The following is a 26,493-nucleotide window of genomic DNA, read 5'->3' as shown; positions in this document are numbered from 1 at the left end:
CGGAGAATTACCATGAAGCCGCTCCTTCCCGTCGCCGTCGCGGCAATGCTTGCCTTCGGCGGCGTCGCGCTGGCCGCGCAGCCCACCGACGACGCACAGGCTGCCGCCGAGGCCCAATCCGCGAACGAACGGGCAGGCCTGCCGGATCTGAAAGCGATCAACCGTCCGGCTGCGCAAGTCAGCTCGAAAGTCGAAATCAATCAGCCTCGCACGCCGAGCTTCTACGAGCGCAGCGCCAATGGCACGGAAATCACCGAATACCGCGACAAGGGCAAGCCCGTCGAAATCGACGTGCGTTCGAACTTCGGCACGCACTATCAGATGAGCGCGCCGGTTGACACATCGCCCACCGTGCGCGACAACGGCCGTCCGAGCACGCGCCTGCCGTCGGTGAATCTGCACTATTGATCCGATGACGTGGTGTAGCGCGCAGCTGCTACGCCACCTGCGTGCATGCCGCGCGTGCCTTGCGCGCGCCGGTGATCGCCGTGTTTGCCGCAGTTGTTTTAGCGCTGGCCGCATGCGCCAGCCCAACCAACCTGATTCGACCTTTCCCGCATGGCCGTCTTTACCGCTGTCACCGACACCCAACTCGCGCACTGGATGCGTCATTACGATCTCGGCGAAGTCGTCGATTTTCGGGGCATCCAGTCTGGAATCGAAAACAGCAACTTCTTCCTGACGACCACGCGCGGCGAATTCGTCCTGACCATCTTCGAAAAGCTTACAGCGCAACAACTGCCTTTCTATCTGGATCTGATGCGCCATTTCGCTGCGCACAGGGTGCCAGTGCCGGACCCGATGCCCCGCGACGACGGCGCGCTGTTCGGCACGCTGCACGGCAAGCCCACCGCGATCGTCACGCGCCTTGAAGGCGCGCCCGATCTTTCGCCGCGCGAAGAGCACTGCGTGGAAGTCGGCCAGATGCTGGCCCGCATGCACCTGGCGGGCCGCGATTTCCCGCATTCCCAGCCGAACCTGCGCAGCCTCGCGTGGTGGCGCGAAACCGTGCCGACGGTGCTGCCGTTCGTGACAGACGCCCAACGCGAACTGCTGACCTCGGAACTCGCGCATCAGCAAGCCTTCTTCGAGTCCGACGACTATGCTGCGCTGCCCGCGGGCCCCTGTCACTGCGATCTGTTCCGCGACAACGTCCTGTTCGCGCATGCGCAACCAGGCAGCGGTCACGAAGTGCGTCTCGGCGGCTTTTTCGATTTCTATTTCGCGGGTTGCGACAAGTGGCTGTTCGACGTCGCCGTGACGGTCAACGACTGGTGCGTCGATCTTGCGACGGGCAAGCTTGACATGCCGCGTGTCGAAGCGATGCTGCGCGCGTACCAGACCGTCCGTCCATTCACCCCCGAGGAAAACCGCCACTGGGGCGACATGTTGCGCGCGGGCGCCTACCGTTTCTGGGTATCGCGCCTCTATGACTTCTACATGCCCCGTGCGGCCGAACTGCTGAAGCCACACGATCCAGGCCATTTTGAGCGCATCCTGCGCGAACGCCTGTCCGGCGTTGCACTCCCCGGCATTCATACCCCATGCAACTGATCGAAGTCTCCGCGAAAACCGGCTTTGTGTGGTTCCGGCAGGGAATCTGGCTGTTTCGCAAGAACCCGCTGGCCTTCCTGACGCTGTTCTTCACGTATCTGCTCGCGATGATGCTCGTCTCGCAGATCCCCGTGGTCGGCGCGTTTCTGCCGCTCGTGTTCATCCCCGGCGTAGCAGTCGGCTTCATGGCGGCGTGCCGCGACACGATCGCCGGCAAGCCGGTGTTTCCGACCATCCTGGTCGACGGTTTCCGCTCGTACGGCACCGGCGTGGCGAAACGGCTCGCGATACTCGGCGTGCTGTACGTGGTCGCGATGGCCCTCGTGCTGGCTGGCTCGGCGCTCGCCGACGGCGGCATGCTGCTACGCGCGATGATCGGCAGCGCGGCAATGGAACCGGAAGCGATCGCGAACAGCGACATCCCGCTCGCCGTGCTGGCGGCGTTTGCGTTCTACATCCCGGTTGCAATGCTGTTCTGGTTCTCGCCGGTCCTCGCCGCGTGGCACGACGTGCCGGTGGCCAAAGCGATGTTTTTCAGCTTCGTCAGCTGCTGGCGGAATCGCGGCGCCTTCATTGTCTTCGGCGCCCTGTGGTTTGCGATGGCGATTACGGTTTCGCTGGGCCTGTCGGCGCTGATGCAGGCGCTCGGTGCGACCGATTACTCGTTTGTGGTGCTGATGCCTGCGACAATCGTTGTCACCACGATGCTTTATTGCTCCTTCTACGCGACCTATCGCGGATGCTTCGGCGTACAGACGCCCGAAACGACAGACGCACCGACCAAGCCGGTCGACTGACGCCTGCGATCCGGCGCAGGCGGCGCATTAACGTACTCGCACCGCCTGCGCTCCCTCCTCTCTGTTCGCCGGCTTTCCTTCGCATCGACGCAACCGCTCCTGCGCCTCGTCAACGCGCTGCAATTGGCGCACAATGGTTAGTGCACAATTCATTTGCACGCATCTTCTGGACGACACGCACCATGACCCAACGCCCGGCTCTCCCCTTCACGCTAGACGAACAGCTTTGCTTCGCGCTTTATTCGACGTCGCTTGCGATGACGAAGGCGTACAAGCCCATCCTCGAGCGACTGGGGCTGACATACCCGCAATATCTCGCGATGCTGGTGCTGTGGGAGAGTGACGACATCAGCGTGAAGGACATGGCCGCGCGCCTGAATCTCGATTCCGCCACCGTCACGCCGCTGCTCAAACGGCTCGAGGCACAGGGCTACGTAGAACGCGCAAGAGGCACAGATGACGAACGCATCGTCTATATCCGGCTGACAAAGGCCGGCGCGGCGCTCAAACGCTCCGCCCGCGAAGTGCCCGCGGAAATCTTGTGCGCGACCCAGCAGACGCCCGAGTTCCTCCTCAGATTACGCGACGATCTGACGCGCCTGCGTACCACCCTCAACGACTACATCGACCAGTAGAAGTCACAACCTCGCAGAGCCCGCTATTGAAGCGATGCGTAATTTCATTTGCACACAAATTATTTGTGTACTATCTTAACGGCATGCCGATTCAACGGCGTCCGCCACAAGTGTGGCATTTACTGAAAAAGGAGCAACAGCATGAGCATTCTTTACACGGCAACGGCAACCAGCACCGGTGGGCGTGATGGACGTGCGGTTTCGTCGGATAAGGTACTTGATGTGAAACTGGCTGCCCCGCGCGAACTTGGCGGCAACGGCGCAGAGGGCACGAATCCGGAACAGCTGTTCGCAGCCGGCTATTCGGCATGTTTTCTCAGTGCAATGAAATTTGTCGCTGGACAGCGCAAGCAGGCCATTCCCGCTGACACGACCGTAACGGCGGACGTCGGCGTGGGTCCGAACGACAAGGGTGGCTTCGCACTCGACATCGAACTGCGCGTCTCGCTGCCGGGTCTTTCGGCTGAAGCAGCTCGCGAACTGGTCGATGCAGCTCATCAGGTCTGCCCCTACTCGAATGCCACGCGCAACAACGTAGCCGTGCGCCTGCAGGTCGCCTAAGGCTGCCGGACGGGACGGTCGGTCACGCCTGGTAGACGCGCATCAGACACGCAACACGCCGGTATGTATTGCCTGAGCAGGCAACGCTGACCGGCGGCGTCGATGGCTGGAAGCGCGGGAACGCTTCTCAAAAGCCTCAGGGCTGGCGCGGCGACGCGACTTTCGGAACTGATCTGGCGGGATTTTTACTTCATGGTGCTGCACCATCATCCGCGGCTGGCCGATTGCGCGTCATTCAAACCCGAGTTCGACACGCGTCGACCATGCCGAAGCGCGGCACCAACGCTGGCCCGCTTCGGTAAGTGACTGATGCTGTTGTACTACTGCGTACTGCGTGGTGCTGCTCAGTATCGAGCCCAGTGGACTTAGCGCTGGATCATCCACGACGGGCGGAGCGCGTTTGCTTCGCGATCCAGCTTGCGCATGCGGAATTCCAGATCGTACAGATCAGTGGCTTCCGACAAATAGGCGTCGCTACGCTCTTTGGCGATCTGCTCGGGGGATTTCGTCAGAAACAGGAACAAGCGGCTCAGCAGGTACATGATCAACCTCCGGATAGAGTGACCAGGCGTTTTCGCCTAGTGGATAACCCTTATTATAGGGAAAACCCTAGTAACTTGCCAACTCTATTCAGTCCTGCTGTTGCGACATTCCGACACGCTGCGCGCTACGCCCGCCGCGCCGCCACCGGCGCGACCTCAAGTGGCTCGGCTGCGCCCTGTCGCCGCTGATGCCGGAGGAATTCCCAGGCCAGCGCGCTGGCATCTGGCCCTTTCGATGAGTGGAACGGCACCGCATCGTCGCCGCCACTCCATGCGTGGCCCAGTCCCTGCACGCGACACAGCCGCACGACGCGCCGGCCTCCCTTGATGTAGTCGCGTGTCACCACGCCAGCCTTTCGTTCTTCGCGAACCTCGCCACTGCGCCGCGCACCTTCTGCATCGACCAGCCCATTCAGGCGCGCGAATTGGAGGGCCAGCTGCTCCCCGTTCTCGGGCGACACGACGTGATCTGCGTCGCCTTGAAAGATGATTGCCGGCATGCCCGGATAGCTTTTCACGTCGACGGCAGCGTCGATCAACGCCGCCGGTTCGTGGCGCGTGCCTCGCCGCATCACATCCATACCGGCAATGCCGGAGCGGGCCTCGCCAAACGCCGGTCCGGAGTGAAGCGCGACCGCCGCGAACCGGTTCGGATAGTGAACAGCCAGCAACGAAGCCAGTCCCGCACCCGCAGACAGACCCGCCAGATACACCCGCCCGGCGTCGAATTCATAGGTGGCGACGAGCGCATCGACGAGGGAAACGACCGCCCGCGCCTCCGCACCTCCCGCGTGGTCGCTGAAGTCGTACCAGTGCCAGCAGCGATGAGCGTGAACGTGCTTCGACTGCTCCGGATAGACGACAGCGAAGCCGTAGCGGTCGGCCAGCAGATTCATCCGCGTGCCTTCCGCAAATTCGTCGATGGACTGCTTGCAGCCGTGCAGCATCACGACGAGCGGCATGCCGGCAAGCGCATGGCCCGACGGGACGTACAGACCATAGGAGAGGTGATTGACCAGACGCCCCGGCGCCGCAGGCGCCGAATGGAACGAACGAGCCCAGTTGCCGCTCGCCCATGCCGCGGCGCGCGGGCGCACGCGCGATTCGCGCGCGCCCGGACGAGGCGTTTCGCGCTTGGTCTTCGTGCGCAACTTGGCCGAGGGTTTTGCAGCCGGGCGTGCTGCAGCGCGTTTCAGTGTGTCGCTCGCTTGTTTAGTCTGGGCGGCAAACAGGCGCTTGAGGCCGCCTAGCCATAGTTTCGTCAGACTTTTTGCCATTGCATAACCTCGCAAAAAGGGGACCGTTCCCGGCCATAAATTGCCGGATTCTTGTGCAATGCACAATAACACCAATCTGGATGCGACGCTGGTCGCGTGGCAAAGGTACGCCTACCCGCATAAGACGGCATGTCACGGCCCACTGTCCCTTCAGTCACTCTATACTGGTAAGTAAGCCGCGACGCGTGGCCTGGTCGTTGATTGCTTCTATCTGATAGTTGTGTCAGCCCTTCGGGCAGCGTACGCGTTAATCCAACATCCTCACCATTGCGGCTTGCCACCGGCTGCCGCGACGCGTTCTGTCCATGCCCGCTCTACCTTCTCACCTTTGGTATTCGATTACCAGCCTTGGCGGCGCCGGTCTGACGCTGCCGCTCGCGATCGCCATCGCGTTGTGGCTGGCGCTCGGCTATACATGGCGCATGGCTCTACTCTGGCTCGCGACGCTTGGCGCGGCGATAGGTCTGGTTACCATCACGAAGCTGGCTTTTCTTGGCTGGGGCGTTGGGATACGGGAACTGGATTTCACAGGCGCCAGCGGTCACGCGATGCTGTCGACGGCGGTCTACCCTGTCGCGCTGTTCCTGGTGCTGCTGTCTGCCCGGCCGTCAGTCCGTCTCGTGGGGGTGCTGTTGGGTATCGCCGCCGGCATGGTGGTCGGGGTGTCGCGCGTCGTGCTCGTAGCCCATTCGCCGTCTGAAGCGATCACCGGGTGTATCGTCGGCGCCCTGGCTGCGTTGGTGTTCGTGCGCGCCGCCTGGCATCTGCAGCCGGGCCGGCTGTCGGCCTTGCCCGTCGCCGTGAGCCTGATGGCCCTGTCCATCGCGCTGCATGACGTGCGCGTGCCGACGCAACGCTGGGTCACCCATATTGCGCTCAAGGTCTCGGGCCACGATCGCCCGTTCGTCCGCGCACGCTGGAAGGCCGGCCACCATAGACCGGCCGCCGCGCCGCTCTCGCAGACCCTCAACACGCTCCAGCCCGCTCCTCCCCACTCAAGCGACGTCTGATCGCGCGTACCTGTAAGCGCCCGGGTGTTCACCCTGTCGAGCGTTATACCCGCGGCTATATTACGATAGCGGTTTCGCCACCTATGCCGGCCTCGCCGGACCTCGAAACCCATGTCGCTCGCCTTCTGTCGTCTGCTGAAGCATGCGCTGCTCGCTGCCAGCGCCGTCTCCATTGCGATCTGCACGAATGCCCGCGCCGATGAACTCATCGTGTCGGCGGCGGCCAGCCTTACGAATGCGTTCAAGTCGGTCAGCGATGCCTTCGAGGCACAGCATCCCGGCACCAAGGTTCTGCTGAACTTCGGGGCATCCGACGTGCTGATGCAGCAGATCGTGAAGGGCGCACCGGCGGATGTGTTTGCGTCGGCGGACCAGAAGGCGATGGACAAGGCTGCTGCCGAAAAGGTGATCGTGCCTTCGACGCGGCAGGATTTCGCGGCCAATTCGCTGGTGCTGATCGTGCCGGCGGACAGCCGCCTCGCACCGGCGTCGCTGCGTGACCTGACGGACGCGGGCGTGAAACGCGTTGCCTTCGGCGACCCGGCTTCGGTGCCGGTCGGCCGCTATACGGAAGGTGCGCTCAGGGCAGCAGGCGTATGGGATGCGGTCAGCGCGAAGAGCGTGCTGGCGGCGAACGTCCGCCAGAGCCTCGATTACGTTTCGCGCGGCGAAGTGGACGCCGGCTTTGTGTTTGGCACCGATGCCGCGATCATGCCCGACCGTGTCAAGGTCGCGTTGACCGTGCCGACGCAGACTCCCGTCACCTACCCGATTGCCCTGGTCGAAGGCAGCCGCCACGCGGCGGACGCACAGGCATTCATTGCGTTCGTGGTGTCGCCGGCTGGCCAGGCGGTACTGGCGAAATACGGCTTCAAGCCGGCCGGCGCCGGCCACTAGGCCGCGCCTCCCACCACCGCACCGACAGGAAATTCGACGACGATGCAACAGGCCTGGATTCCACTCCTGCTCTCGCTAAAGGTGGCCGGCTGGGCGACTGCGCTGAATCTGGTGTTCGGCGTTGCCGCCGGCTTGGGGCTGTCGCGCTGGCGCTCCGGCGCGCGCGACGTCGTCGATTCGCTGCTGACGCTGCCGCTCGTGATGCCGCCCACCGTGCTCGGCTACTACCTGCTCGTGCTGCTTGGACGGCGCGGCGTAATCGGCGGCTGGCTCGACAGCCTGGGCATCCAGCTCGTGTTCACCTGGCAGGGCGCTGTGATTGCGTCGACGGTCGTGGCTTTCCCGCTGGTGCTGAAATCGGCTCGCGCCGCGTTCGAATCAGTTGACCCGCAACTCGAACGCGCTGCGCGCACGCTTGGCGTCAGCGAGACGGCCATTTTCTTTCGCGTGACACTGCCGCTCGCCACGCGCGGCATCCTCGCGGGCACGCTGCTCGCGTTCGCGCGCGCGCTCGGCGAATTCGGCGCGACGCTGATGATCGCGGGTAATCTGCCAGGACGCACGCAGACGCTTTCAGTGGCCGTCTATGCCGCCGTGCAGGCAGGCGACGACAGCACCGCCAATTTCCTCGTGCTCGTCACGTCGGTGACCTGCGTGGTGATCCTGCTCGCCGCGGGACGGCTCGTGCCGCAACATTCGCTTCTCACGTCCCGCTGACATGCCGCTCACCGTCGACATCCGCAAGACCTTCGTCAGCGCCGAACGGCGGTTTACGCTCGACGTCTCGTTCGCGACGACGAATCAGCGCGTCGTGCTATTCGGCCCGTCAGGCGCAGGCAAGAGTCTGACGCTGCAGGCGATCGCGGGCCTCCAGCACCCCGACGAAGGCACGATCACACTGGACGGTGCCGCGCTCTTCGACAGCGCGCGCGGCATCGACCTGAAGCCGCAGTTGCGCAGGTTCGCCTATCTGTTTCAGGACTACGCGCTGTTTCCGCATCTCAACGTCCGGCAGAACATCGCGTTCGGGCTGCATCCTGGGTGGCTCAATCCGCGGGCAAGGTTCCGGCATCCAGAAGTCGACTACTGGCTGAACGCGCTTGATCTTCGCGGCGTCGCGGGCAATCACCCCGCGCAGTTGTCGGGCGGGCAGAAACAGCGCGTCGCGCTGGCTCGCGCGCTGGTCGCGCAACCTCAGTTGCTGCTGCTGGATGAACCGTTCTCCGCGCTCGACCACGCGCTGCGCCAGCGCATGCGCCGCGAGCTGTCGGATCTGCAGACGCGGCTCGATATTCCGATGCTGCTGATCACGCACGACCCCGACGACGTCGCCGCATTTGGCGACCAGGTCGTGCAGATCATCGACGGCCGGGTTCAGCCGGAAACGCCCTTCGCGGGCTACGCGCGCAGCTTGTCCTGAACGCGCGCATCTGCGCCGCGCGAAGCGCCGCCAGCTGATCCACGTCGCATGCGAAGAAGCCCCGCGCTTTCTCAGTCGCTCACACCAAGAATCACGCTTGACGCCTTGAACGCCGCAATCGCCGGCGTGCCGTCGGCAAGACCGAGTGCATCGACGCTTTCGTTCGTGATCACCGCAGTCACGACGATGCCGCCGTCCAGTGCCAGCGACACTTCCGAATTCACCGCCCCGCGCTTGATAGCCGCAACGGTGCCGCGCAACTGGTTGCGGGCAGACAGCCTGACGGACGCGCCGCCGCTGTCATCGACCATCAACATGACCCACGACGCCTTCACGAGCGCAAACGCGGCCGCGCCGACGGCGAGACCGAGCGTCTCGGCACTTTCGTGCGTGAGCACGGCAACCACCGTCTGACCGCCTGGCAAAACCAGTGAGACTTCGTCGTTGACGGCGCCGCGCGTGATCGCCGACACCGTGCCGTATAGCTGGTTACGCGCGCTCGTCTTCATGCCGATTCTCCCGATCAGTTCCCAGTCGTTCGCGAAGCCTTCGATCGCAGCGCCGGCCCGCTCGAGAAACCGGCGGTGCTCGCGCTCCACGGCGCGGTACGTGTCGATCAGACGCACGGCGCGCGCCGTGAGCGTGGTGCCGCCCCCGCCCTTGCCGCCTGTTGCGCGCACCACGAGCGGCTCGCCCGCGAGGTTGTTCATCGTGTCGACGGCGTCCCACGCCGCCTTGTAACTCATGCCGACCGCGCGCGCCGCCCCCGTGATCGACCCCGTCTCGCGGATGGCCGCAAGCAGCGCGATACGCGACGCGCCGCCGAGCGTCTGTTCGCCGGCCTGAAACCACACTGAACCGCCGAGTTCGAGCGGTTCGCTAACGGCATCGTCGGAAGGTTTTTTTCCGGTCATCGTGGCGGGATCAAGAGAGCAGGGAAAGAGGCGAAATGATTATATCGACGCCGCTCCGTCACTCGCCGCCGCTGATCTTCGGCTTCTTCAGCGTACGAAGCAGGCGCTCGCCCTCTCTTGCCGTGTAGAGCCGCGTCGCCGCCGACCAGCCCTGGGTGAATCCCTGCTGGTACGGCGTCAGATCGAGTTGCTCGAGATAGCGCAGCGCGACGACCGCATCGTTGCCTTCGCCGAGGACGGTCTGGATCCGCGAGACGGTCTTTGCGGCCTCGGAGCGGGTCTTGTGCGACACAATCGGCGCGAAGAATTCCAGCGTATAACGCAGGCGTTTGGCCTGGATGCGTTCACGATGACGCGTCGCGTCATCGAGCGTCGTCAGCCTGGGTGCACTCGTCACGCGCCGGTAGTACTTGCGCACGCGCTTTCTGGCGTAACCACGCAGCGTGCGCGCCTTGACGCCAGCCGGAGTGTCCCGCGATGCCAGCGCCGACAGCCATTCCATCCACGCCAGCGAAAGCTGCGCGTAACGACGCGAACGCAGCGCTTCCTGTGCACGCGTGCGGGCTTCGAGACGCTGCGCGGACGCCGCGTCGCACGCAGTGTCCCAGCGCTCGGGATCAGTGTCGGCGGCGGCGAGCGCGGGCAACGTCGAATCGGTGAAGACGTCGCGGTCGCGCACCTCGCCGAGCAGCCCGCCCAGCCAGGTGAGGTCGGGCGCAATGCGCGTGGACCAGGCCTCGTCGACCCAATGCGGAAAAATCCTCAGCGCCGTTTTCAGGCGGCGTTGCGCAACCCTCATCTGATGGACGCTCTCGGGAACGGCTGCGTCGCGCACGCCAGCCTCGTTGCCAAACCAGTGCTGCGCAATGTTGTGCCCGATCGCCCTCAAGGCTTCATGCGGCGTGTCCACGCCGGCGAGATCGATCGGCGCTGCACGCACAGGTTCGTCAGCGCGCTCGGCCTCGCTCCGGCAAGCCCGCTCCGTCGCGCTCAGGAGGACCGGAAACGCAGGCAGCGTGCCGACCAGCTCTCGCGCCGTGGCGAAGAGCGCGTCCAGCACGGGTTTGGCCGCCTCGCCCGGTTCCGGCCAGGGCGCGCTCACGCGCAGTTCGTACAGACGGGTTGGTGTGGGCAGACCAGCGACGCAATCGAGCACGATGTCGATCCGCACGTCGTCCGAAGCGCGCCATTGCCAGCGCGTGCGGTCGAATTCGAGCCTTGCAACGGCTTCCAGTTTGCCGGCGCGGGCCAGCGCCCGTTTGAGCGCCTCGGGCGCGTCGTCCAGAGCCGCGTCGGTGAGTTCGGCCGTGGCAAGCGAAGTCTCGTACATCGTCTCGCGCACCGTCACACCCGGCGAATACGATTCAACCCGTGACGCGACGAACTGCCGTCCCTCGGGCGAACCTTCGATCGATATCTGCCAGCCCGCATTCGACATCGCCTGCCCGTTGTCGAAGCAGCACACTTCGAGGCGGCCTTCACCGGTGCGGGCACATGTGGTTTCCGGTAGGGCGTCGAGCGCCTGGATCAGCGCGGCACCCAGCCGGTCTGGTGTTTGAGCATCACCTTCGCGCTCCCGTTGGCCGAGCCCCTCGTCCGCGACCGACACGGGAATATCCAGCACGACTTCGACAACACGGCCCATATGCGCTCCGATAAAAGCACGCGGTCAACCGGTGTAGCGCGCCCGCCGAATCGGCGGATGTACTTTTTCATGGTACACGGCCACACGTGACAAGCAACTTCTCTCGGGGGACAGATGATCTGTTTGCCTCTTGCAGCCGGGTGTCCTATGTTCTGATGGCTTGCCTGCGAAACGCGTTCATCGACTACGGACGCACGGCGGCACACAATTGCGGGCTTCAATTTCCGGACCATGGAATCGTCCCTGCCTGTATGGCAGCGTCCATGGCTGTATGTGGCTGTGCCGGCAATAGCAGCTGCCTTTTCAGACGATCTACGCCGGGCGACGCGTTTCACAAGTCCCGGCGTCCTACCGAGGAGTTCGCGATGGCGACGCTGTCCGACATCAAGCATGTCGTCGTTCTGATGCTGGAGAACCGTTCTTTCGACAACGTGTTCGGCCACCTGTACACCGATGGCCGCGACTTCAAGGGCCTCGCGAGTGTGCAAAACCCGGGCAATCCCGGACCGGACGGCACGCCGATTCCGCCATGGACCGACCCTGGCAGCGCCGTCGCCGCCACGCTGCCTACGCCTGATCCTGGCGAACTCTTTGTCGACATCACGCAGCAGCTGTTCGGCAATGGTCCCGCAAACGGCGTTCCGCCGATGAACGGTTTCACCGCGAACTACGTCCGGCACGGCGGCAACGCGCGCGACATCATGCATTGCTTCAGCCCAGAGGAACTGCCCGCGCTGACGCAACTCGCGAAGAGCTACGCGGTGTCCGACATGTGGTTCGCGTCCGCGCCATGCCAGACCTGGCCGAATCGCTTCTTCGCACACACCGGTACGGCGAACGGCTACGAAAACAACGACAAGGCCGGTTTCCCGTTCCCGATGCAGACCATCTTCAACGAACTGGCGCCCACGTATAAATGGCGCATCTATTTCCACGATTTCGCCCAGGCGGCGTTGCTGCAGCGGCTATGGCCTTACTTCGCGTATTTCCGGCCATTTTGCGAGTTCCTCGCCGACGTGAATTCCACCGACATGCCTGCGTACTCCTTTCTGGAACCTCAATATTTTCCGGGCCTCGAGATGCCGAGCGACTTGCATCCGCCCCACAACGTGGCATATGGCGATGCGCTTGTCGCACAGGTCTACAACGCGGTGCGCAACTCGCCGAACTGGGCGTCGACGATGCTCATCATCACCTGTGACGAACACGGCGGCTGCTATGACCATGTTCCGCCGCCTGCCGCCGTGCCGCCCGAGACGCCCCGTCCGGGCCAGGTGTTCAACTTCGACCGCTACGGCGTGCGCGTGCCGGCGGTGATCATCTCGCCGTACACGAAGCCGGAAACGATCCTGCGCTCAACGGGCCCGCAACCGTTCGATCACACGTCGATCATTCGCACGGTACGAGCGTGTTTCGGTCTGCAAACGCCGTTGTCGGCCCGCGAGGCATCCGCGCCTGATCTGAGCGCGGCGCTCAACGATTCTCTGAATCTGGATCGTGCGCCGGCGCAACTGGATGTCACGGCCCCGCAGACCACCAGCGCCGAATTGCAGGCGGCGCAAAATGCTGTGCCGAACGGCTTGCAGACCCTGTTTCACGACATCGCGGCGAGGTTGGCGCCGCTCACTCAACCGGGCGTGTCGGTGGAGCAGCATCTGCAAACGGTCGTGCAGCCGAATCCGCTCGGGCCACCCATGAGCGGTGACGCGGTTCAGGCGGGGAAGTATGCGGCGCAAATCATGCGGTCGCTATCGGACGCATTTTCGAGCGTGCAGGCACCGAAGGTGTCGCCAGCTCCGCTGGATTCGACTTCGCGGGACGACGTGTATTTCGGGGGCAGCTAGGCGCGAATATCGGCGGGTGCGGGTGGCCTGTCTGTGGGCTGCGGGTGGGTTTCATCTGATCAATCTGCCCGCTACTTCCCCGCCAGCTATAATCGAAGCTTCCCCGCGCGTCCACCGACCATGAGCCGCTTACTCTGCCTGATCGTGCTTTCGCTGGGCCTCGCGCAAAGCGCGATGGCCGAAACGAGCGACCAGATTTCCGCCTACCTGACGCAGAAGTTCGGCGTGGCAAAGGAAAAGGCAGAGCAGATCTCGGTGGCAGTCACGTCGGCGGCGTCGAAATATTCCCTTCCGCCTGCACTTCTACTCGCCATCATTTCCATCGAATCCCGTTTCAAGGAAAAGGCCAAAGGCGCGCACGGCGCGACCGGACTGATGCAGGTGGTCCCGAGTGCACACAAGGGGCTCCTGAAAAACGTCAGCGATCTGACGGAGCCGGACACCAATATCGAAGTGGGATCGGCGATCCTGTACGGCTACGTGCGGTCTGCGGGCGGCGATGTGAATGCGGCGCTGAAGAACTACGGCGGCTCGAAAGCGTATGCGCAAAAAGTCAGCCTGCGCGCCAATGCCTTCGCGCAGGTCGTCGAACAACCGGACGGCGACGCTTCGTTGCAAACCGCACAACCCGGCTCCTGCAACGTCCGGTGGACTGACAGCGGCCCTGCGCCGGTAATCGGATCGAACACGTTTTCTATCGGCACCAGCAGTTGCGCCGTCTCGCCTACGAAGACGAGCCTGCTGAACGGCTTGCTGCCATAGCCCTGAACGCAGCTTTCGCCACCGGCCGCGCGGCCTCGGGCGCGGCACTGTGCGCAGGCGGCGAGGTGGTCGCCAGGCTCGCCTGAGCATTTCTCGAATAGGCGTCAGCGAAAAACGGGCCGTGGTGTCGCAAGACCCGCGGCCCGTTTCGTTGTGCGGTTTTCGGGCGGCGGCACGTCACCGCAGGATGTCAAAGCGCGTACTGCGCAATCCCGTTGCCGAACGACCAGTTCTCTTTCAGCACCTCGACAAGATTGATGAACACATCTTCTCGACGCAAACCGGGGCTTTCGGCGAGGTTATCGGCCACCTGCCGGTAAAGCGCCTTCTTCTGCTCGACCGTGCGCGTGTTGTTGAACGTGATCTGGATGACCACCAGGTCGTCGCTGCGCTGGACGCCGAGGTACTGCCGGTCGAATACGAAGTTAGCTTCGTCGTGCTCGTTGATGAGCATGAAAATGTCGTCCGCCGGCACGTTGCATGTGTCGATCAGTGCGCGCTGGATGCCTTGCGTCAGCGCCTTGCGGTATTCGGCCGGCTTGCCGGTACGGAGTGCGATTCGGGTGAGCGGCATGAGAAATCTCCATCGGGAAAAAGTTTACGTAGCCAGAATAGGCCTCATGGACAATAATCAATAGATATCAATGCATATATCATTAATTTTCAATTGAAATGAAGGTTCTCGACCTCGATGCCGTGCGGGCGTTCGTGCTGGTGGCCGACCTGAGCAGCTTCACCCGCGCCGCCGACGCGCTCGATACCACCCAATCCGCCGTCAGCCTCAAGCTGAAACGGCTGGAAGCACATCTCGGCAAGCAGCTTCTTGACCGCACGCCTCGGCTGGTGCGCCTGTCCGGCGAGGGTCAGGCATTCCTCAAGGCCGCACGCGATCTGCTGAACGCCCATGAGCGGGCGCTGGGCTCGCTGTCGGTCGGAAATCGGCGGCTGGCGTTGGGTCTGAGCGAGCATGTGGCTGGACCGAACCTGCCCGACCTGCTCGCGAGACTAAAGGCGTACGATCCGGCGCTGGTACTGGAGTTGCATCTTGGCATGTCGGCGGCCTTGCTGGAGCAATTCGACGAGCGGCGGCTCGACGCCGTGATCATCCGCAACGAGCCAGAAGAAACCTCGCGCCACGACGGAGAAGCGCTTTTCACCGAACCGATCGCATGGCTGGCCACGCCTGACTGGCTGCCGCGCGTGAACGAACCGTTGCCGCTTGCGCTGCTCGCCCCACCCTGCGCCGTCCGCGCGGCGGCGCTGCGGGCGCTGAATGAAGCCGGTATCGCGTGGAACGAGGCGTTTATCGGTGGCGGGGTGGCCGCCGTCGGCGCTGCGGCGGCGGCGGGAATTGCGGTTTCACCGCTGGCGCGGCGGGTGGCGCCGCGCGGCTTGGTCGACGTCGGCGCAAGGCTTGGATTGCCTGCGTTGCCCGCGTCCCGTGTGACGCTGCATTCGCGAGTGCGCGACGCGCGCTCGCTGGAGACGTTGAAGCTGGTGGTGAACGGCCTGGAAAGCGCTTGAGCCGCCTGACGCGCGGCGCTAGCCGGCGTCAGCGCAGGATCGGCGGCAACTCGCGGCCGGACGCGGAAGGTGTCGTCCTGACGCTGGCGGAGCCCGATGTGTCGGCGACCTTTGTCGTCGCTTGCGGGCGGCTGCTTTTCGCTGCGAAGCTTTGAGCTTTCGGCTGACGTTGCTGTGCGTCTTTCGACGGCACCATCACAACAGAAACCCGCCGCGGTTTGGGCTTTTCTGGTGCCGGTTTCGATGCAACTTTAAGCGTTTTTTTGTGCACCCCGCCGGCCTCGCACTGCGCCAACTGCCTCCGCGTTTGCGTGACGTCATGCTTCGGCGCCTTGACGACCGGCTTCCGCTTCTTCACGTTCATCGAATGCTGACTGGTTTCAGGCGGATTCCAGACTTCGATGTACTGGCCCGCCGCCATCGCCGCACTGGAAAACAAGCCGACGGCCACTGCTACCATGACTGCTCGCACACCCATCTCCTGATCTTCGATTGAATGTCGGGGCGCGATTATACCCACGGCGGAAATTGAAACGGACAACTCATCAAGCTCGAATCTCGTCGAAATAGCGTCGCACCCACCGGCCACGGCCGCCGGCCTGCCCGTCGAAAAAGCGCGCGCGCATGTACCATGACATCTGAACCGTCCCTCCCGACCAGCCATGCACCCGGCAGCCAGTGAACCGACCCGTACCTACGGGATGCCCGAACGCAGCGACCGCCTCGATTTCTATATCCGCGATCAGACGACGCGCCCGGCGATCACCGAGCCGCACCGTCACGACTACTTCCAGATCCAGATCAACCTCGGCGGCGACACGGTGCAACGGATCGGCGGCGCAAGGCGCCCGTTTCCGCGCGGCGCAGTCGCCTTTATCCTGCCGTACCGGCTGCATCTGATCCCGCATCCGCCGGAATCGCGCTTCATGGTCATCAACTTCTCGCAGCAGTTCCTGCGTGCCGACCTGGAAGACGATCCACTCGATCTCGAAGACGTATCCGTGCATCGCGCCGTCGAACTCGCACCGTTCCGCTTCCAGGAGTACCTCGATTTCGTGCTGACGGACGCAGATCTGGCCGAAGTGCGTCAACTGCTTGCGCGCATGCTCGAAGTCGACGGCGCGCGCGGTTTCGGCGCCACGGCGCTGCTGCGCGGCTATCTGCTGCAATTGATCGGTATCGTCTGCGCGCGACACGCCGAACCGCTGCAGCGCCTCGCCGACAGCGAAAAGCAGCGCACCGGCCGGCGCGATGCGCTGGCCCGCGTGATGCGGCACATTCGCGCGCAGATCGCGAGCGACGAGCTTTCGCTGACCAGCGCGGCCGCCGCCGCGTTCCTGTCGCCGAACTATCTCGCGCATCTGATCAAGAAGGAAACCGGCCGGACCTTCACGGAACTCGTCACCGACCGGCGAATGGCGCTCGCGCAATCGCTGCTTGCGCACAGCACCAAACGGGTGGGCGAGATCGCCCAGGCGGTCGGATTTCGCGACGAAGCCTATTTTTCCCGGCGTTTCCGGCGAACCACGGGCATGTCGCCGAGCGACTACCGCAACGCGCACCATGCGACGGCCGATACGCAGCCATCGACGGCGGCAAACCCGGCAAATGCGGCACATCCGGCGAGGCGGGACCCGCCGGCGAGGCCAGCGCCACGTCGGGCGCGAGCGTAATCCAGTCCAGAAAATCCACACATCCTTCGCCGGTCGGCGGGCGATGGGCTGCTATCTTTGTCTCATGGACGTGCCGGTTGCCGCCACGCATGCCAGCACGCGTCGTTCATCCCAATCGAGACCAGAAGATGACTGCTTACGTCGTACCTCAACCCGAACAGCCTTCCGTCGAAGTCGCCGGCTCGTCGAGCCGATTTCCCGTGCGCCGGGTCTTCTGCGTGGGCCGCAACTATGCCGACCACGCCCGCGAAATGGGCGCGGACCCGGACCGCGAACCGCCGTTCTTCTTCACCAAGCCCGCTGACGCAGTCGTCGCGGCAAGCGGCGTGGTTCCCTATCCGCCGCTGACGTCGGACCTGCATCACGAAATCGAACTGGTCGTCGCGATCGGCAAGGGCGGACAGTCGATTTCGCCTGACAAGGCGCTGGATCACGTCTGGGGTTACGGCGTCGGCGTCGACCTGACGCGCCGCGACCTGCAGGCCATCGCCAAGAAACAGAGCCGTCCGTGGGACTGGGCCAAGGGCTTCGACGCGTCGGGTCCGGTTACGCCGCTGCTTCCGGTTGAGAAAACCGGCCATCCGGGCACGGGCCGCATCTGGTTGTCGGTCAATGGCGAAGTCCGTCAGCAAGGCGATCTCAACGAAATGATCTGGCCGGTGGCCGACATTATCAGCTACGTTTCGCAGTCGGTGGCGCTCAAGCCTGGCGACCTGATTTTCACGGGTACGCCCGCTGGCGTCGGCGCTCTCCAACCGGGCGACAAAGTGACGGGCGGCGTGGACGGCGTGACGGAATTCGCGTTCGAAGTAGGCGCTGCACCGCACTAAGGCGGGGCCGGCAACAGGAAGACAGAAAACCGGGGGCGCGGCCAGCACACCGCGCCCGGTTCGTGCCGGTGCAAAACCGCCCCGTAGACCCGCAAGTGATTCCGTCAATCCTTGCATAAATCCATAAATGGACTAATATTGGCCTAGAGTTCAATTAAGGACTAAAGCCATGTCCAACGCTGCCCGCGCCCTTCCCAACGAGCGACCGCTACCACGACCCGCTGGAGAGCCGTCGCTGACCGAAATGTCGGCGGCCGGCCTGCGCGCCTTCTTCAGGATCGCGCGCGACTGGGATCTGAGCGCCGACGAGCAGATCGTCCTGCTAGGGTCGCCCGGCCGCTCCACCTTCTTCAAATGGAAAGCCGAACCGCAGACGGCGCGGCTTGGCCGCGACACGCTCGAACGCCTGTCGCTGCTGCTGGGTATCTACAAGGCGCTGCAAATTCTGCTGCCGCAGCCGTCCGCAGCCGATACCTGGATCAAGCGCCCGAATAGCGCGCCGCCGTTTGGCGGCCGGCGCGCGCTCGACCGCATGCTGGCAGGCAATATCAGCGATCTCGTGGCCGTGCGCCAGTATCTCGACGCCATGCGAGGCGGCTGGGCGTGACTTCTCCGCACTGGCAGGCCCGCTGGCGCGCCGCGCCGCTCGACTGGTCGCCCGCGTATCGGGTGATTCCCACACGTTTTCCGGCTGTAAACCTGTTCGACCGCGTCGCATCGCCGGACGATTTCGAGGCGCTCTATGCGCTCGAAGCAATGACCAACGACCGGCTGCGCACCGAAGTCGGCGAACTGGATCTCGTGCCGCCCGAAGAGCGACGCTTCGGCCCCGGCTGGGGGCCCATCATGGCGGCGTTCACGCATCTGAATCCGCTCGGCAGCCGCTTTTCCGACGGCACGTATGGGGTGTTCTATTGCGCCCGGTCGCGCGCGACGGCGATCGCCGAAACCCGCTATCACACGGGCAACTTCCTCGCGGCGACGAACGAACCGCCACTGCGGCAACAGATGCGTCTGTACACGGTGATCGCACGCGGGGAAGTGGCCGATCTGCGCGACGACCCGTCGCTCGATCCTGCGGTGCTGTCGCCGGAAGACTATGTCGCCGGGCAGTCGCTGGGCCGCGCGGTGCGAACGGCGGGCGTAGCGGGCATCGTGTACCCGTCGGTACGAGACAGCGAAGGCGAGTGTCTCGCTGCGTTCAGGACGACGCTGCTGCGCGACTGCCGTCATGCGGCGTATCTGGAATACAACTGGAACGGCAGCGCCGTCGACATGGTCTTCGAACTGAATCAGGTCGGCTGAACGCCACCTCTCGCACAGCCGAAAGGACGGAACAGGTCAGGGCAGCGCCAGCGCAGCCGCGCCTTCGGCACGCGCGGCATCGACCGTCACCTGCCAGCGACGGGACCTGCGCGCTTCGACGATGGTCAGCTTGCCACCCGGCCCGAACGCGCCGGTGTCGATGAACACCTGCGAGCCGATCTGCTGCAATTCGCGCATCGGCGTGTGACCGCAATAGGTGAGCGAGAGCCCGCGCTGCCGCTCGGGGTCGCCATTGCCGATCGCCAGTTCGCGGCCCCACAACAGTCTTTGGCGAGCCTCGTCGGAAAAGACGCCCGCGTCGAGATCGGCATCGGAGCCGAAGAACTCCGCATGCAGAACATTGAAGCGCTCACTACCACTGCCGACCACCCGCGCGAGCGGCAACGTGCGCAACTTCTCCGCGTAGTGCCGCAACCGTTCGTCAGGCAGCGCTGCAGCCCACGAGCCGCCGATTCCATACCACCATTGCCGCCGCAAGCGGCCTTCGGCGACCGCGATCAGTGTGTCCTCGTGATTGCCGAGCACCGCGTGGAACCATGGCTTCTCGAGCAGCGCCAGCGCCTCCTCGGACTGCGCGCCACGGTCGACCAGGTCGCCCACTGAGAACAGACGGTCACGCGCCGGATCGAATTCGATTTCGTGCAGCAGATAGCGCAACGCATCGACGCAGCCATGCAGATCGCCAACGATAAAGTCGCGACCCGTCCGGTTGGTCGAGTGATGGCAAACGTCAGTGACGAGTGTTGAGTCCATAGCACAATGATAGTGCCATGAGCAATTCCCGTATGCGCGTTGCCTATCGTTCCAGATCTGCGCACAGCCGCTGAACATCGTTGCGGCAAAGGATTCGTAAGCGGCCCGCGAGCCGGACGGAAGTCATCCAGCAATCTCTACCCGACGCTCGCGCATCAAAGGTCATTGTGGCGCTGCACGCAGCTTCGAAACCTGATCGACGGTGACCGTCGACTGCGGATTGCCGAACTGTTTCGTCACATAATTCGTGATCGCTGCCACCTGATCATCGGTGAGTTCACCGGCGAATGATGGCATCAGCACATCGGCGGTTTTCGTCGTACGACTGACGCCATGCAGGATGACCATCGCGAGGTTATTCGCGGTCGCCGCGCCCACCGTGCTGTTGTGGATCAACGATGGATACGCACCCGGCGCACTCGCTCCAATCCCCTGGCCGGTCCAGTGATGACACGTCGCGCAGTTTGCGACGAACAGTTGTGCTCCGTTGACGCCGCTGATCTTTGTGCCGCGCAGGCTGATGACGTCGTTGGCGGGCTGCCCCCACGTATCGCGCCGACGCACTTCGCCGCCGCTGATCGCGGGCACCGATCGCATGTAGATAGCAATCGAGCGAAGGTCTTCGGCGTTCAGGTATTGCGTACTATCCGCGACAACGTCCGCCATTGGCCCAGCCGCGCCCGCCCGTCCCGGTACAACGCCGGCGGACAGGTAGCTGACCAGATCGGCATCGCTCCAGTTGCCGATGCCGCCCGTCTTGTCAGACGTGATATTGAAGGCATGCCAGCCGGCCTGCGTCGCACCCGCAAAGCGCTCGCTCGTCTTCAATCCCTGGGTGAAATTGCGCGGCGTGTGACATTCCTCACAATGCGCGAGCCCCTGAACCAGATACGCGCCGCGATTCCATTGAGCGCTCTCTTTCGGATCGGGAACGAAGCGCCCTTCGGTGAAGTTGAACAGATTCCAGAACAGCATCAGCCAGCGCTGATTGAACGGAAACTTCAGGTCATTGCGCGGGGGCGTGTAGTGGACCGGTACGAGCGTATTCAGATACGCACGGATGGCGAGCACGTCATCCTCGGTGACCCTGGTGTATTCCGCATAAGGAAACGCCGGATACAGCCGTTCGCCGCCCTTGCCGATGCCTTCATGCATCGCGCGCAGGAAATCGGCATCCGTCCAGCGGCCGATACCCGTGTCCGGATCGGGCGTGATGTTCGGCGTGTAGATCGTGCCGAACGGCGTGTTGATCGGCAGTCCGCCCGCAAACGGGCGGCTCCTGTCTGACGTGTGACAGGCGATGCAGTCGCCTGCGCGTGCAAGATATTCGCCGCGCTTCACGAGACCCGGCGAAGCGAACGCCGCGCCGCCCTGCGATGCATCCTGCGCGAACACAGCCGTGACCGATGCTTCACGTTGCTCATCCGGATCGTTCGATGCATGCCACGCGAGGTATAAGGCAAACACAGAGAAAACAGCAGCCAGCGAAGCGATGCGCAAGCGGTCGCGACGCTGAATCTGGATTTGCATCTGCGCACCCGGCCCGGCCGGCTGCACGCGAGACGTTTTTTTCGTCATGGTGGCTCTCCGTCGGGGTTGGGTCAGATTTCGCGCTTCAACTTGTCGGCAAGCCTCAACGACAGCGCCGCGATCGTCAGCGTGCAGTTCACCGACGCCGCAGTGGGCATCACCGCACTGCTCGCGATGAACAGATTCGGGTGATCGTGCGTGCGGCAATCCGCGTCGACGACCGAATCCGCTGCGTCGCTGCCCATGATCGTCGTACCCATGATGTGATTGTTGGGCGCGAAAGTATCGTCGAACGACACTTCAGTGCCACCGAAGAGGTTCGCGATCTGCGCGTAAAGTTCGTGCGTGTTCGCCGCGCTCTTCTTCACGTAATCGTTGATCGAGTAATAGATCTCCGGCTGCGGAATGCCGAGCGGGTCCTTGTGATCGGCCGACGGAACGATGCGGTTTTGCGGCTCCGCAAGATGCTCATGGAAGCTGTTGATGTTCAACGTGCGTGATGCCCGGTCGCGAATCTGCCGGTCGAGTTCGGCGCCCGTCAGACCTTTCTGCAGCAGGTCGGCGGTGACGGACATCGTCGGCACACCGTTCGACAGGTGCAGTTTCTTCGCTGCGTAATTCGAGCGGAACGCGCCGTCGCGGAAGTTGACGATCGACGTCATCTCCATCGGCCCGCGCCCTGGCCACAACGGCTCATTGGAGAGGAAGGTCACGCCGGTACCCGGATGATCCATCAGGTTGCGGCCGACCTGGTCGGAGCTGTTGCCGACACCATGGGGAAATTTGTCCGACGTGGACATCAGCATCAGTTTCGGCGTCTCGATGCCGTTTGCCGCCAGCACGAACAGCTTGCCCGTCACGCGCGTGCTGTTGCCGTTCGGATCCTTGTAGTGCACTGCCGTAACAAGCCCCTTCTCGTCCGACTCGATCCGGTACACGACCGCCTGCGGAATCAGTTTCGCGCCGGCCTGCTCGGCCTTTTCCGCATGCACGACGCCGTTGTACATCGCCGCGATCGGGCAGATCGGCATGCAATTGTTGTTGCCGCAACAGGTCGGGCGCGCATCGTACGGACGGCTGTTGCGCGCGACCGGCTCGGGTACAACCTTGAAGCCCTGCGGGTTCAGCACGTCGGAGAAACGCTGGTCCATATACGACAGCGGCAACTGACTCATCGGATAGGGCTTCGAGCGCGGCGAGCCCAGATCGATCGACGTCTCAGGACCGGACACACCCAGTTGCACCTCGGCTGCGAAGTACCACGGCTCAAGCGCTTCGTACGGGATCGGCCAGTCGCGGCCGACGCCGTACAGGCTCTTCAGCCTGAAGTCCGAGGGCAACAGGCGCCACGCCGCCGCGGCCCAGTGCCACGTCGTGCCACCGACGAGCCGCACGTACTGCGAGTTGTAGGGGTAGTCGCCTTTCTGGATCAGATAGTTGTTCGCGGGGGCGTACTCGGGATGCGGCGCGTAAGGGGTCGAGGGATAGGGCGTTGCGAAATCGGACTTCGTGGGGGAGTTGCGGAAGTTCTCGACGATCTGCCAGCGCGGGATGCGCGGCCCCGCCTCCAGCAGGACGACCGACGCACCAGCGAGCGCCAGTTGATGCGCGACGAGACCGCCCGCCACGCCTGAGCCGACCACGACGATGTCAGCGGAAACTGAATTTGCCATTGCTATCCTTTACTGCTGGCTGATCGACTCAGGCATTGCCAGGCTTTTGCGCCCAGTAGAACGGCACGTCGCGGCAATACGACGGGATCGTCAGCACGTCCTTCACCGGATCGAACATCAGCGCGCGTTCGTACGCCACCACCTGCACGTGAGGCATGTCGCCCACGAGGCCGAGATACCACGCCCGCATGATCGCGCCGACCGCTTTCGCAAGCGGCGGCTGATCGACCTGCAAGGCTTGAATGACGGTATCGGAGGGCACGCCGCCGTGGGTTTGCAACCAACTGTTGAGCGCGGCGACGTTCTGCGGAAACTGGCTGTCGGCTTTCGACAGGGTGCCGTAGACACGCTGGCCCAGCACTGGGTCGAAGCTGCTGCGACCGGTCAGGTGCTGCGACAGCGCGAGAAAGGCATCGAGGCCGCCGCCAGCAGGGGCGTCGGCAAACGCGGGAGAAATGCCCGGCATCCCGAACGGCTGGCCGAAGCGGCCTGCCGTCGTGAAGGTGAGCGCAGCAGCACCTGCGCATGCACCGAGGACCCAGGCGCGGCGCTTCGCCGATAGCGGTGCTGCAGGTGCGTCGTTCTGACGAACATCTGTCATGGGGGCTCCAGATGATGTTTATGTGTCAGCCTGCAACGCGGCAGCGGTCCGGTCACCGCCACTGCTGCCATCCTGCAGGCCGCCTGCCCCAAACCCGGTCCGCGCCGCTTTTTTTTGCGGTCTATGGTTTTGTGGTCGCATGACGCGCACATGTCACCGACATCGAACAGACATCGAACAGACATCGAACGCGCGGTGGGCGAGAGGCGCCCCGCCTGCAACCCGATCCATCTCTCATCCCTGACACTGGCCTTTCAGTCGAAAGGCCAGTGTCAGGCCGACGCGAAAGACTATAGCTGTCGCGTGACCATTCGACAAATCGCGTCCGAACATAACGGTAGAATCGACCACCCGTTCAACGCCTGCTGCCGACACGCGAATCCTTCGCAGACAACCTCTTACATCAATGCAAATGAACCTTTATCCGCAGGTGCTTCGCAACCGGCCACGCATGGTCATCGGACTGATCGTGGGTGTGCTCGGCGCGTTGCTGATACCCATGACGATGCGCCCCACGGTTCGTGTGCTCGTCGCCTGGGACCTTGCCGTATGGACCTATCTCGCGCTCATCTGGTTCCACATGGCCTTCGCCGAGCACAGCAGCCTACGCGATCTCGCCGCGCGCGAAGACGAGAATGCGGGCGTCGTGCTGATCGTGATCTGCGTCGCGACGATCGCTAGCATCGCCGCGATCGTGCTGGAACTCGCGACGGTCAAAAGCGTGAAGGGCGGCCTCGGTGTGTTGCACTACCTGCTGACCGGCATGACGCTGATGGGCGCGTGGTTCATGATTCCGACCATCTTCACGCAGCACTATGCCCGGCTCTATTACGGCCCCGGACAGACGGAGACGCCGCTCCGCTTCCCCGACCACAAGCTCGAACCGGATTACTGGGACTTCCTGTACTTCTCGTTCACGATCGCCGTGGCCTCGCAAACCTCGGACGTCGTGCTGCGCTCGCGCTCGATACGGCGCGCGGCGCTCGCGCAGTCGATCCTGTCGTTCTATTTCAACGTCGCGGTGCTCGGCCTGTGCATCAATATCGCCGCCGGGCTGCTTGGCTCGTGATAACCTGACCTGACGTAAAGGCGCGGCATCGTGGCCGCCGCGATTGTTCAAGCGGCGGTGCCCCCGCTCATTTCCCGGTATCCGTGTAAAAGCCGCGCATCGACCGCAGGTTTTACACGCTCCCCCTCCCGCCCCATCTCCGTCACACTCGCAGGCAAATCAGGCACTTACCAAGGGGTTCGGAACAGCAGGTCGAAGGCATGGCCGCATACGCGCTGCGCTTCCCGACTCTGGTCTACACCCGCCGCATTGCACCCCTTGATGCGTCGGGCATTTTTCATATTCCTTCCCGCGCGCTATCAAACAGTCGGCGACGAATTCTTGACATTGATTTACACCTACCTTTCCGCCTTCCGTGTTTGTATACGCCTTCTTTCCGTAGGGAATCGTTAACCAACCATTCAACAGAGGGCGCAAACCAGCATGCCTATTCCTGCATACATGTGGCTTAAGGACGACGGCGGAGCAGATATCAAAGGCTCCGTTACGGTTCAGGGACGTGAGGGAAGTATCGAAGTAATCGGATTCGGTCACGGCGTGAATCTCCCGGTCGATAACAAATCCGGGGAGATTACCGGCTCTCGCACCCATTCCCCGATGTACCTCGAAAAGGAGTTCGACGCCTCCAGTCCTTACCTGTATAAGGCCGTATCCAGAGGGCAATCGTTGCAATCGGCAGAGCTGAAGTGGTATCGAATTAACGACGCTGGCCAGGAGGAACTGTATTTCGTCATGCTGATGGAGAGTGTGAAGGTGGTCGGAGTGAATCCCGGAATGGCAAACACCAAGCTCGCCGGAATGTCACAACTCAATCATACCGAGTCGGTCTCGCTAATGTATGAGCGCATTACATGGCACTACACCGACGGCAACATCAAGTTCACGGACAGTTGGAGCGAGCGGTCCTGATCATGGCGCTACAAGGGAAATTCGTAGTCGATAATACTCCGACCTTGACGTTAGTTATGTTTGGTGTAGGGAGATTCCCAGCTTTCTCGGGTGACGGCATTTACCGCAACCGGGGTGGATGTACGGCCCTCCAAGATAACGGCCCAATACCGTCCGGGAAATACTGGATCGTTGATCGACCAAGCGGCGCCTTTCGATCTCAAACAGAAGCGCTTGTCAAAGATACATGGAATAGCGTGTGGGGAGCACCGACACATCATGACGAGTGGTTTGCGCTGTACCACGATGGTAAGAAAATTGACGACTATATGTGGATCAACGGAGTCAGACGCGGAAATTTTCGACTTCATCCAGCAGGCGGTCAAGGACGTTCATTGGGTTGTATCACGCTACCGAGCAAGGCAGATTTTCAAAAGATCCGGACGGCACTGTTACATACGAGTAAGATTTCTGTCGGCACTTCCGGACTGAAATCATATGGCTGGATTGAGGTTGTCACATATGGTAACTCTTGCCCGTAGATCATTTAAAAGCATTGCATTTATTATAATTTTATTGTTCTCCATAAGGTTTATATATGCCCCTTTGTCACTCATTCCTATATGGAACGAGCATTACTCACTCATTGTCTCCGAATTATTAGGATTTCATGATATTGAGATGTTCGATGTTATATTTGGAATGTCCATAAGTCTGCTTATTGCCATCTCTATCTATATTTCACTAATGAAATTATATCAGCGCCAT

The 26,493-nt window shown here is 62.8% G+C and carries 29 protein-coding genes; 19 read left to right on the top strand and 10 right to left on the bottom strand.

The window, feature by feature from the left end; genetic code table 11:
• Positions 1–12 precede the first annotated feature (12 nt).
• The 5 genes from P3T23_RS03500 (at position 13) to P3T23_RS03480 (ending at position 3,547) form a co-directional block, all read left to right on the top strand.
• Positions 13–408 carry a hypothetical protein gene (locus P3T23_RS03500; protein ID WP_429314781.1) on the top strand — a complete coding sequence of 132 codons (396 nt, stop codon included), beginning with the start codon at positions 13–15 and terminating at the stop codon, positions 406–408.
• Between the two features lie 150 nt (positions 409–558).
• Positions 559–1,554, top strand: a complete 996-nt coding sequence (locus P3T23_RS03495) for a homoserine kinase (protein ID WP_429314780.1) — start codon at positions 559–561, stop codon at positions 1,552–1,554.
• Positions 1,545–2,351: a BPSS1780 family membrane protein gene (locus tag P3T23_RS03490; protein WP_429314779.1), complete on the top strand. Its 807-nt coding sequence runs from the start codon at positions 1,545–1,547 to the stop codon at positions 2,349–2,351. Before P3T23_RS03495 ends, P3T23_RS03490 begins: the two co-directional genes overlap by 10 nt.
• 182 nt (positions 2,352–2,533) lie before the next feature.
• Positions 2,534–2,986 carry a MarR family winged helix-turn-helix transcriptional regulator gene (locus tag P3T23_RS03485; protein WP_429314778.1) on the top strand — a complete coding sequence of 151 codons (453 nt, stop codon included), beginning with the start codon at positions 2,534–2,536 and terminating at the stop codon, positions 2,984–2,986.
• Positions 2,987–3,127: 141 nt separating this feature from the next.
• Positions 3,128–3,547: an organic hydroperoxide resistance protein gene (locus P3T23_RS03480; RefSeq protein WP_429314777.1), complete on the top strand. Its 420-nt coding sequence runs from the start codon at positions 3,128–3,130 to the stop codon at positions 3,545–3,547.
• Positions 3,548–3,912: 365 nt separating this feature from the next.
• Here P3T23_RS03480 and P3T23_RS03475 read toward each other — a convergent pair whose 3' ends face one another.
• Both P3T23_RS03475 and P3T23_RS03470 read right to left on the bottom strand, forming a co-directional pair.
• Entirely contained in the window at positions 3,913–4,089 is a 177-nt protein-coding gene (locus P3T23_RS03475; protein WP_429314776.1) for a DUF3563 family protein, read from the bottom strand.
• A gap of 125 nt (positions 4,090–4,214) precedes the next feature.
• Complete coding sequence (locus tag P3T23_RS03470) at positions 4,215–5,366, bottom strand: extracellular catalytic domain type 1 short-chain-length polyhydroxyalkanoate depolymerase (protein ID WP_429314775.1); 1,152 nt, start codon at positions 5,364–5,366, stop codon at positions 4,215–4,217.
• Positions 5,367–5,671: 305 nt separating this feature from the next.
• Here P3T23_RS03470 and P3T23_RS03465 point away from each other — a divergent pair, with 305 nt between their 5' ends.
• The 4 genes from P3T23_RS03465 to P3T23_RS03450 all read left to right on the top strand — a co-directional run bounded on the left by P3T23_RS03465 (position 5,672) and on the right by P3T23_RS03450 (position 8,693).
• The gene (locus P3T23_RS03465; RefSeq protein ID WP_429314774.1) at positions 5,672–6,376 is read left to right on the top strand and encodes a phosphatase PAP2 family protein; all 705 of its coding nucleotides are present in this window, start codon (positions 5,672–5,674) and stop codon (positions 6,374–6,376) included.
• Positions 6,377–6,487: 111 nt separating this feature from the next.
• Positions 6,488–7,273, top strand: a complete 786-nt coding sequence (gene modA / locus P3T23_RS03460) for a molybdate ABC transporter substrate-binding protein (protein WP_429314773.1) — start codon at positions 6,488–6,490, stop codon at positions 7,271–7,273.
• A gap of 42 nt (positions 7,274–7,315) precedes the next feature.
• Positions 7,316–7,990, top strand: coding sequence for a molybdate ABC transporter permease subunit (gene modB, locus P3T23_RS03455; protein WP_429314772.1), 675 nt, complete (start codon positions 7,316–7,318; stop codon positions 7,988–7,990).
• A gap of 1 nt (position 7,991) precedes the next feature.
• Positions 7,992–8,693: an ATP-binding cassette domain-containing protein gene (locus tag P3T23_RS03450; RefSeq protein WP_429314771.1), complete on the top strand. Its 702-nt coding sequence runs from the start codon at positions 7,992–7,994 to the stop codon at positions 8,691–8,693.
• Between the two features lie 71 nt (positions 8,694–8,764).
• Here the strand turns inward: P3T23_RS03450 and P3T23_RS03445 are convergent, their stop codons facing one another.
• Positions 8,765–9,607: a TOBE domain-containing protein gene (locus P3T23_RS03445; protein WP_429314770.1), complete on the bottom strand. Its 843-nt coding sequence runs from the start codon at positions 9,605–9,607 to the stop codon at positions 8,765–8,767.
• Between the two features lie 58 nt (positions 9,608–9,665).
• A complete protein-coding gene (locus tag P3T23_RS03440) occupies positions 9,666–11,252 on the bottom strand; it encodes a CHAD domain-containing protein (RefSeq protein WP_429314769.1) in 1,587 nt (528 codons plus the stop codon).
• A gap of 365 nt (positions 11,253–11,617) precedes the next feature.
• Here P3T23_RS03440 and P3T23_RS03435 point away from each other — a divergent pair, with 365 nt between their 5' ends.
• Both P3T23_RS03435 and P3T23_RS03430 read left to right on the top strand, forming a co-directional pair.
• On the top strand, positions 11,618–13,096 hold the full coding sequence (locus tag P3T23_RS03435; RefSeq protein ID WP_429314768.1) for an alkaline phosphatase family protein: 1,479 nt from the start codon (positions 11,618–11,620) through the stop codon (positions 13,094–13,096).
• A 120-nt stretch (positions 13,097–13,216) separates the two neighbouring features.
• Complete coding sequence (locus tag P3T23_RS03430) at positions 13,217–13,858, top strand: lytic transglycosylase domain-containing protein (protein ID WP_429314767.1); 642 nt, start codon at positions 13,217–13,219, stop codon at positions 13,856–13,858.
• A 190-nt stretch (positions 13,859–14,048) separates the two neighbouring features.
• Here the strand turns inward: P3T23_RS03430 and P3T23_RS03425 are convergent, their stop codons facing one another.
• Positions 14,049–14,432: a tautomerase family protein gene (locus tag P3T23_RS03425; RefSeq protein WP_429314766.1), complete on the bottom strand. Its 384-nt coding sequence runs from the start codon at positions 14,430–14,432 to the stop codon at positions 14,049–14,051.
• A gap of 98 nt (positions 14,433–14,530) precedes the next feature.
• Between P3T23_RS03425 and P3T23_RS03420 the strand changes: the two genes are divergently transcribed.
• Positions 14,531–15,382: a LysR family transcriptional regulator gene (locus P3T23_RS03420; protein WP_429314765.1), complete on the top strand. Its 852-nt coding sequence runs from the start codon at positions 14,531–14,533 to the stop codon at positions 15,380–15,382.
• A 28-nt stretch (positions 15,383–15,410) separates the two neighbouring features.
• Here the strand turns inward: P3T23_RS03420 and P3T23_RS03415 are convergent, their stop codons facing one another.
• A complete protein-coding gene (locus P3T23_RS03415) occupies positions 15,411–15,854 on the bottom strand; it encodes a hypothetical protein (protein WP_429314764.1) in 444 nt (147 codons plus the stop codon).
• Positions 15,855–16,083: 229 nt separating this feature from the next.
• On the opposite strand from P3T23_RS03415, the gene P3T23_RS03410 reads away from it, so the two are divergent.
• From P3T23_RS03410 to P3T23_RS03395, 4 genes are all read left to right on the top strand, one after another.
• Positions 16,084–17,055, top strand: coding sequence for an AraC family transcriptional regulator (locus P3T23_RS03410; RefSeq protein WP_429314846.1), 972 nt, complete (start codon positions 16,084–16,086; stop codon positions 17,053–17,055).
• A 128-nt stretch (positions 17,056–17,183) separates the two neighbouring features.
• Positions 17,184–17,885, top strand: coding sequence for a fumarylacetoacetate hydrolase family protein (locus P3T23_RS03405; protein WP_429314763.1), 702 nt, complete (start codon positions 17,184–17,186; stop codon positions 17,883–17,885).
• A 169-nt stretch (positions 17,886–18,054) separates the two neighbouring features.
• The gene (locus P3T23_RS03400) at positions 18,055–18,492 is read left to right on the top strand and encodes an MbcA/ParS/Xre antitoxin family protein (RefSeq protein ID WP_429314762.1); all 438 of its coding nucleotides are present in this window, start codon (positions 18,055–18,057) and stop codon (positions 18,490–18,492) included.
• Positions 18,489–19,190: an RES family NAD+ phosphorylase gene (locus tag P3T23_RS03395; protein WP_429314761.1), complete on the top strand. Its 702-nt coding sequence runs from the start codon at positions 18,489–18,491 to the stop codon at positions 19,188–19,190. Before P3T23_RS03400 ends, P3T23_RS03395 begins: the two co-directional genes overlap by 4 nt.
• A 36-nt stretch (positions 19,191–19,226) precedes the next feature.
• On the opposite strand, the gene P3T23_RS03390 is transcribed toward P3T23_RS03395, so the two are convergent.
• From P3T23_RS03390 to P3T23_RS03375, 4 genes are all read right to left on the bottom strand, one after another.
• Positions 19,227–19,964 (bottom strand): metallophosphoesterase, encoded by a 738-nt coding sequence (locus P3T23_RS03390; RefSeq protein ID WP_429314760.1) that lies wholly within the window; start codon positions 19,962–19,964, stop codon positions 19,227–19,229.
• 162 nt (positions 19,965–20,126) lie between these two features.
• The gene (locus P3T23_RS03385; RefSeq protein ID WP_429314759.1) at positions 20,127–21,542 is read right to left on the bottom strand and encodes a c-type cytochrome; all 1,416 of its coding nucleotides are present in this window, start codon (positions 21,540–21,542) and stop codon (positions 20,127–20,129) included.
• Positions 21,543–21,565: 23 nt separating this feature from the next.
• Positions 21,566–23,167, bottom strand: coding sequence for a GMC family oxidoreductase (locus P3T23_RS03380; protein ID WP_429314758.1), 1,602 nt, complete (start codon positions 23,165–23,167; stop codon positions 21,566–21,568).
• A gap of 28 nt (positions 23,168–23,195) precedes the next feature.
• Complete coding sequence (locus tag P3T23_RS03375) at positions 23,196–23,768, bottom strand: sugar dehydrogenase complex small subunit (protein WP_429314757.1); 573 nt, start codon at positions 23,766–23,768, stop codon at positions 23,196–23,198.
• A 406-nt stretch (positions 23,769–24,174) separates the two neighbouring features.
• Here P3T23_RS03375 and P3T23_RS03370 point away from each other — a divergent pair, with 406 nt between their 5' ends.
• From P3T23_RS03370 to P3T23_RS03360, 3 genes are all read left to right on the top strand, one after another.
• On the top strand, positions 24,175–24,837 hold the full coding sequence (locus P3T23_RS03370) for a DUF1345 domain-containing protein (RefSeq protein WP_429314756.1): 663 nt from the start codon (positions 24,175–24,177) through the stop codon (positions 24,835–24,837).
• A 423-nt stretch (positions 24,838–25,260) separates the two neighbouring features.
• The gene (locus P3T23_RS03365; RefSeq protein WP_429314755.1) at positions 25,261–25,746 is read left to right on the top strand and encodes an Hcp family type VI secretion system effector; all 486 of its coding nucleotides are present in this window, start codon (positions 25,261–25,263) and stop codon (positions 25,744–25,746) included.
• On the top strand, positions 25,689–26,267 hold the full coding sequence (locus P3T23_RS03360; protein WP_429314754.1) for a DUF2778 domain-containing protein: 579 nt from the start codon (positions 25,689–25,691) through the stop codon (positions 26,265–26,267). The genes P3T23_RS03365 and P3T23_RS03360 overlap by 58 nt, the downstream gene beginning before the upstream one ends.
• Positions 26,268–26,493: the final 226 nt, after the last annotated feature.

The sequence above is a fragment of the Paraburkholderia sp. GAS448 genome, from assembly GCF_050435685.1.
Lineage (GTDB): Bacteria > Pseudomonadota > Gammaproteobacteria > Burkholderiales > Burkholderiaceae > Paraburkholderia.
This window is presented reverse-complemented; position numbering and strand designations above follow the sequence as displayed.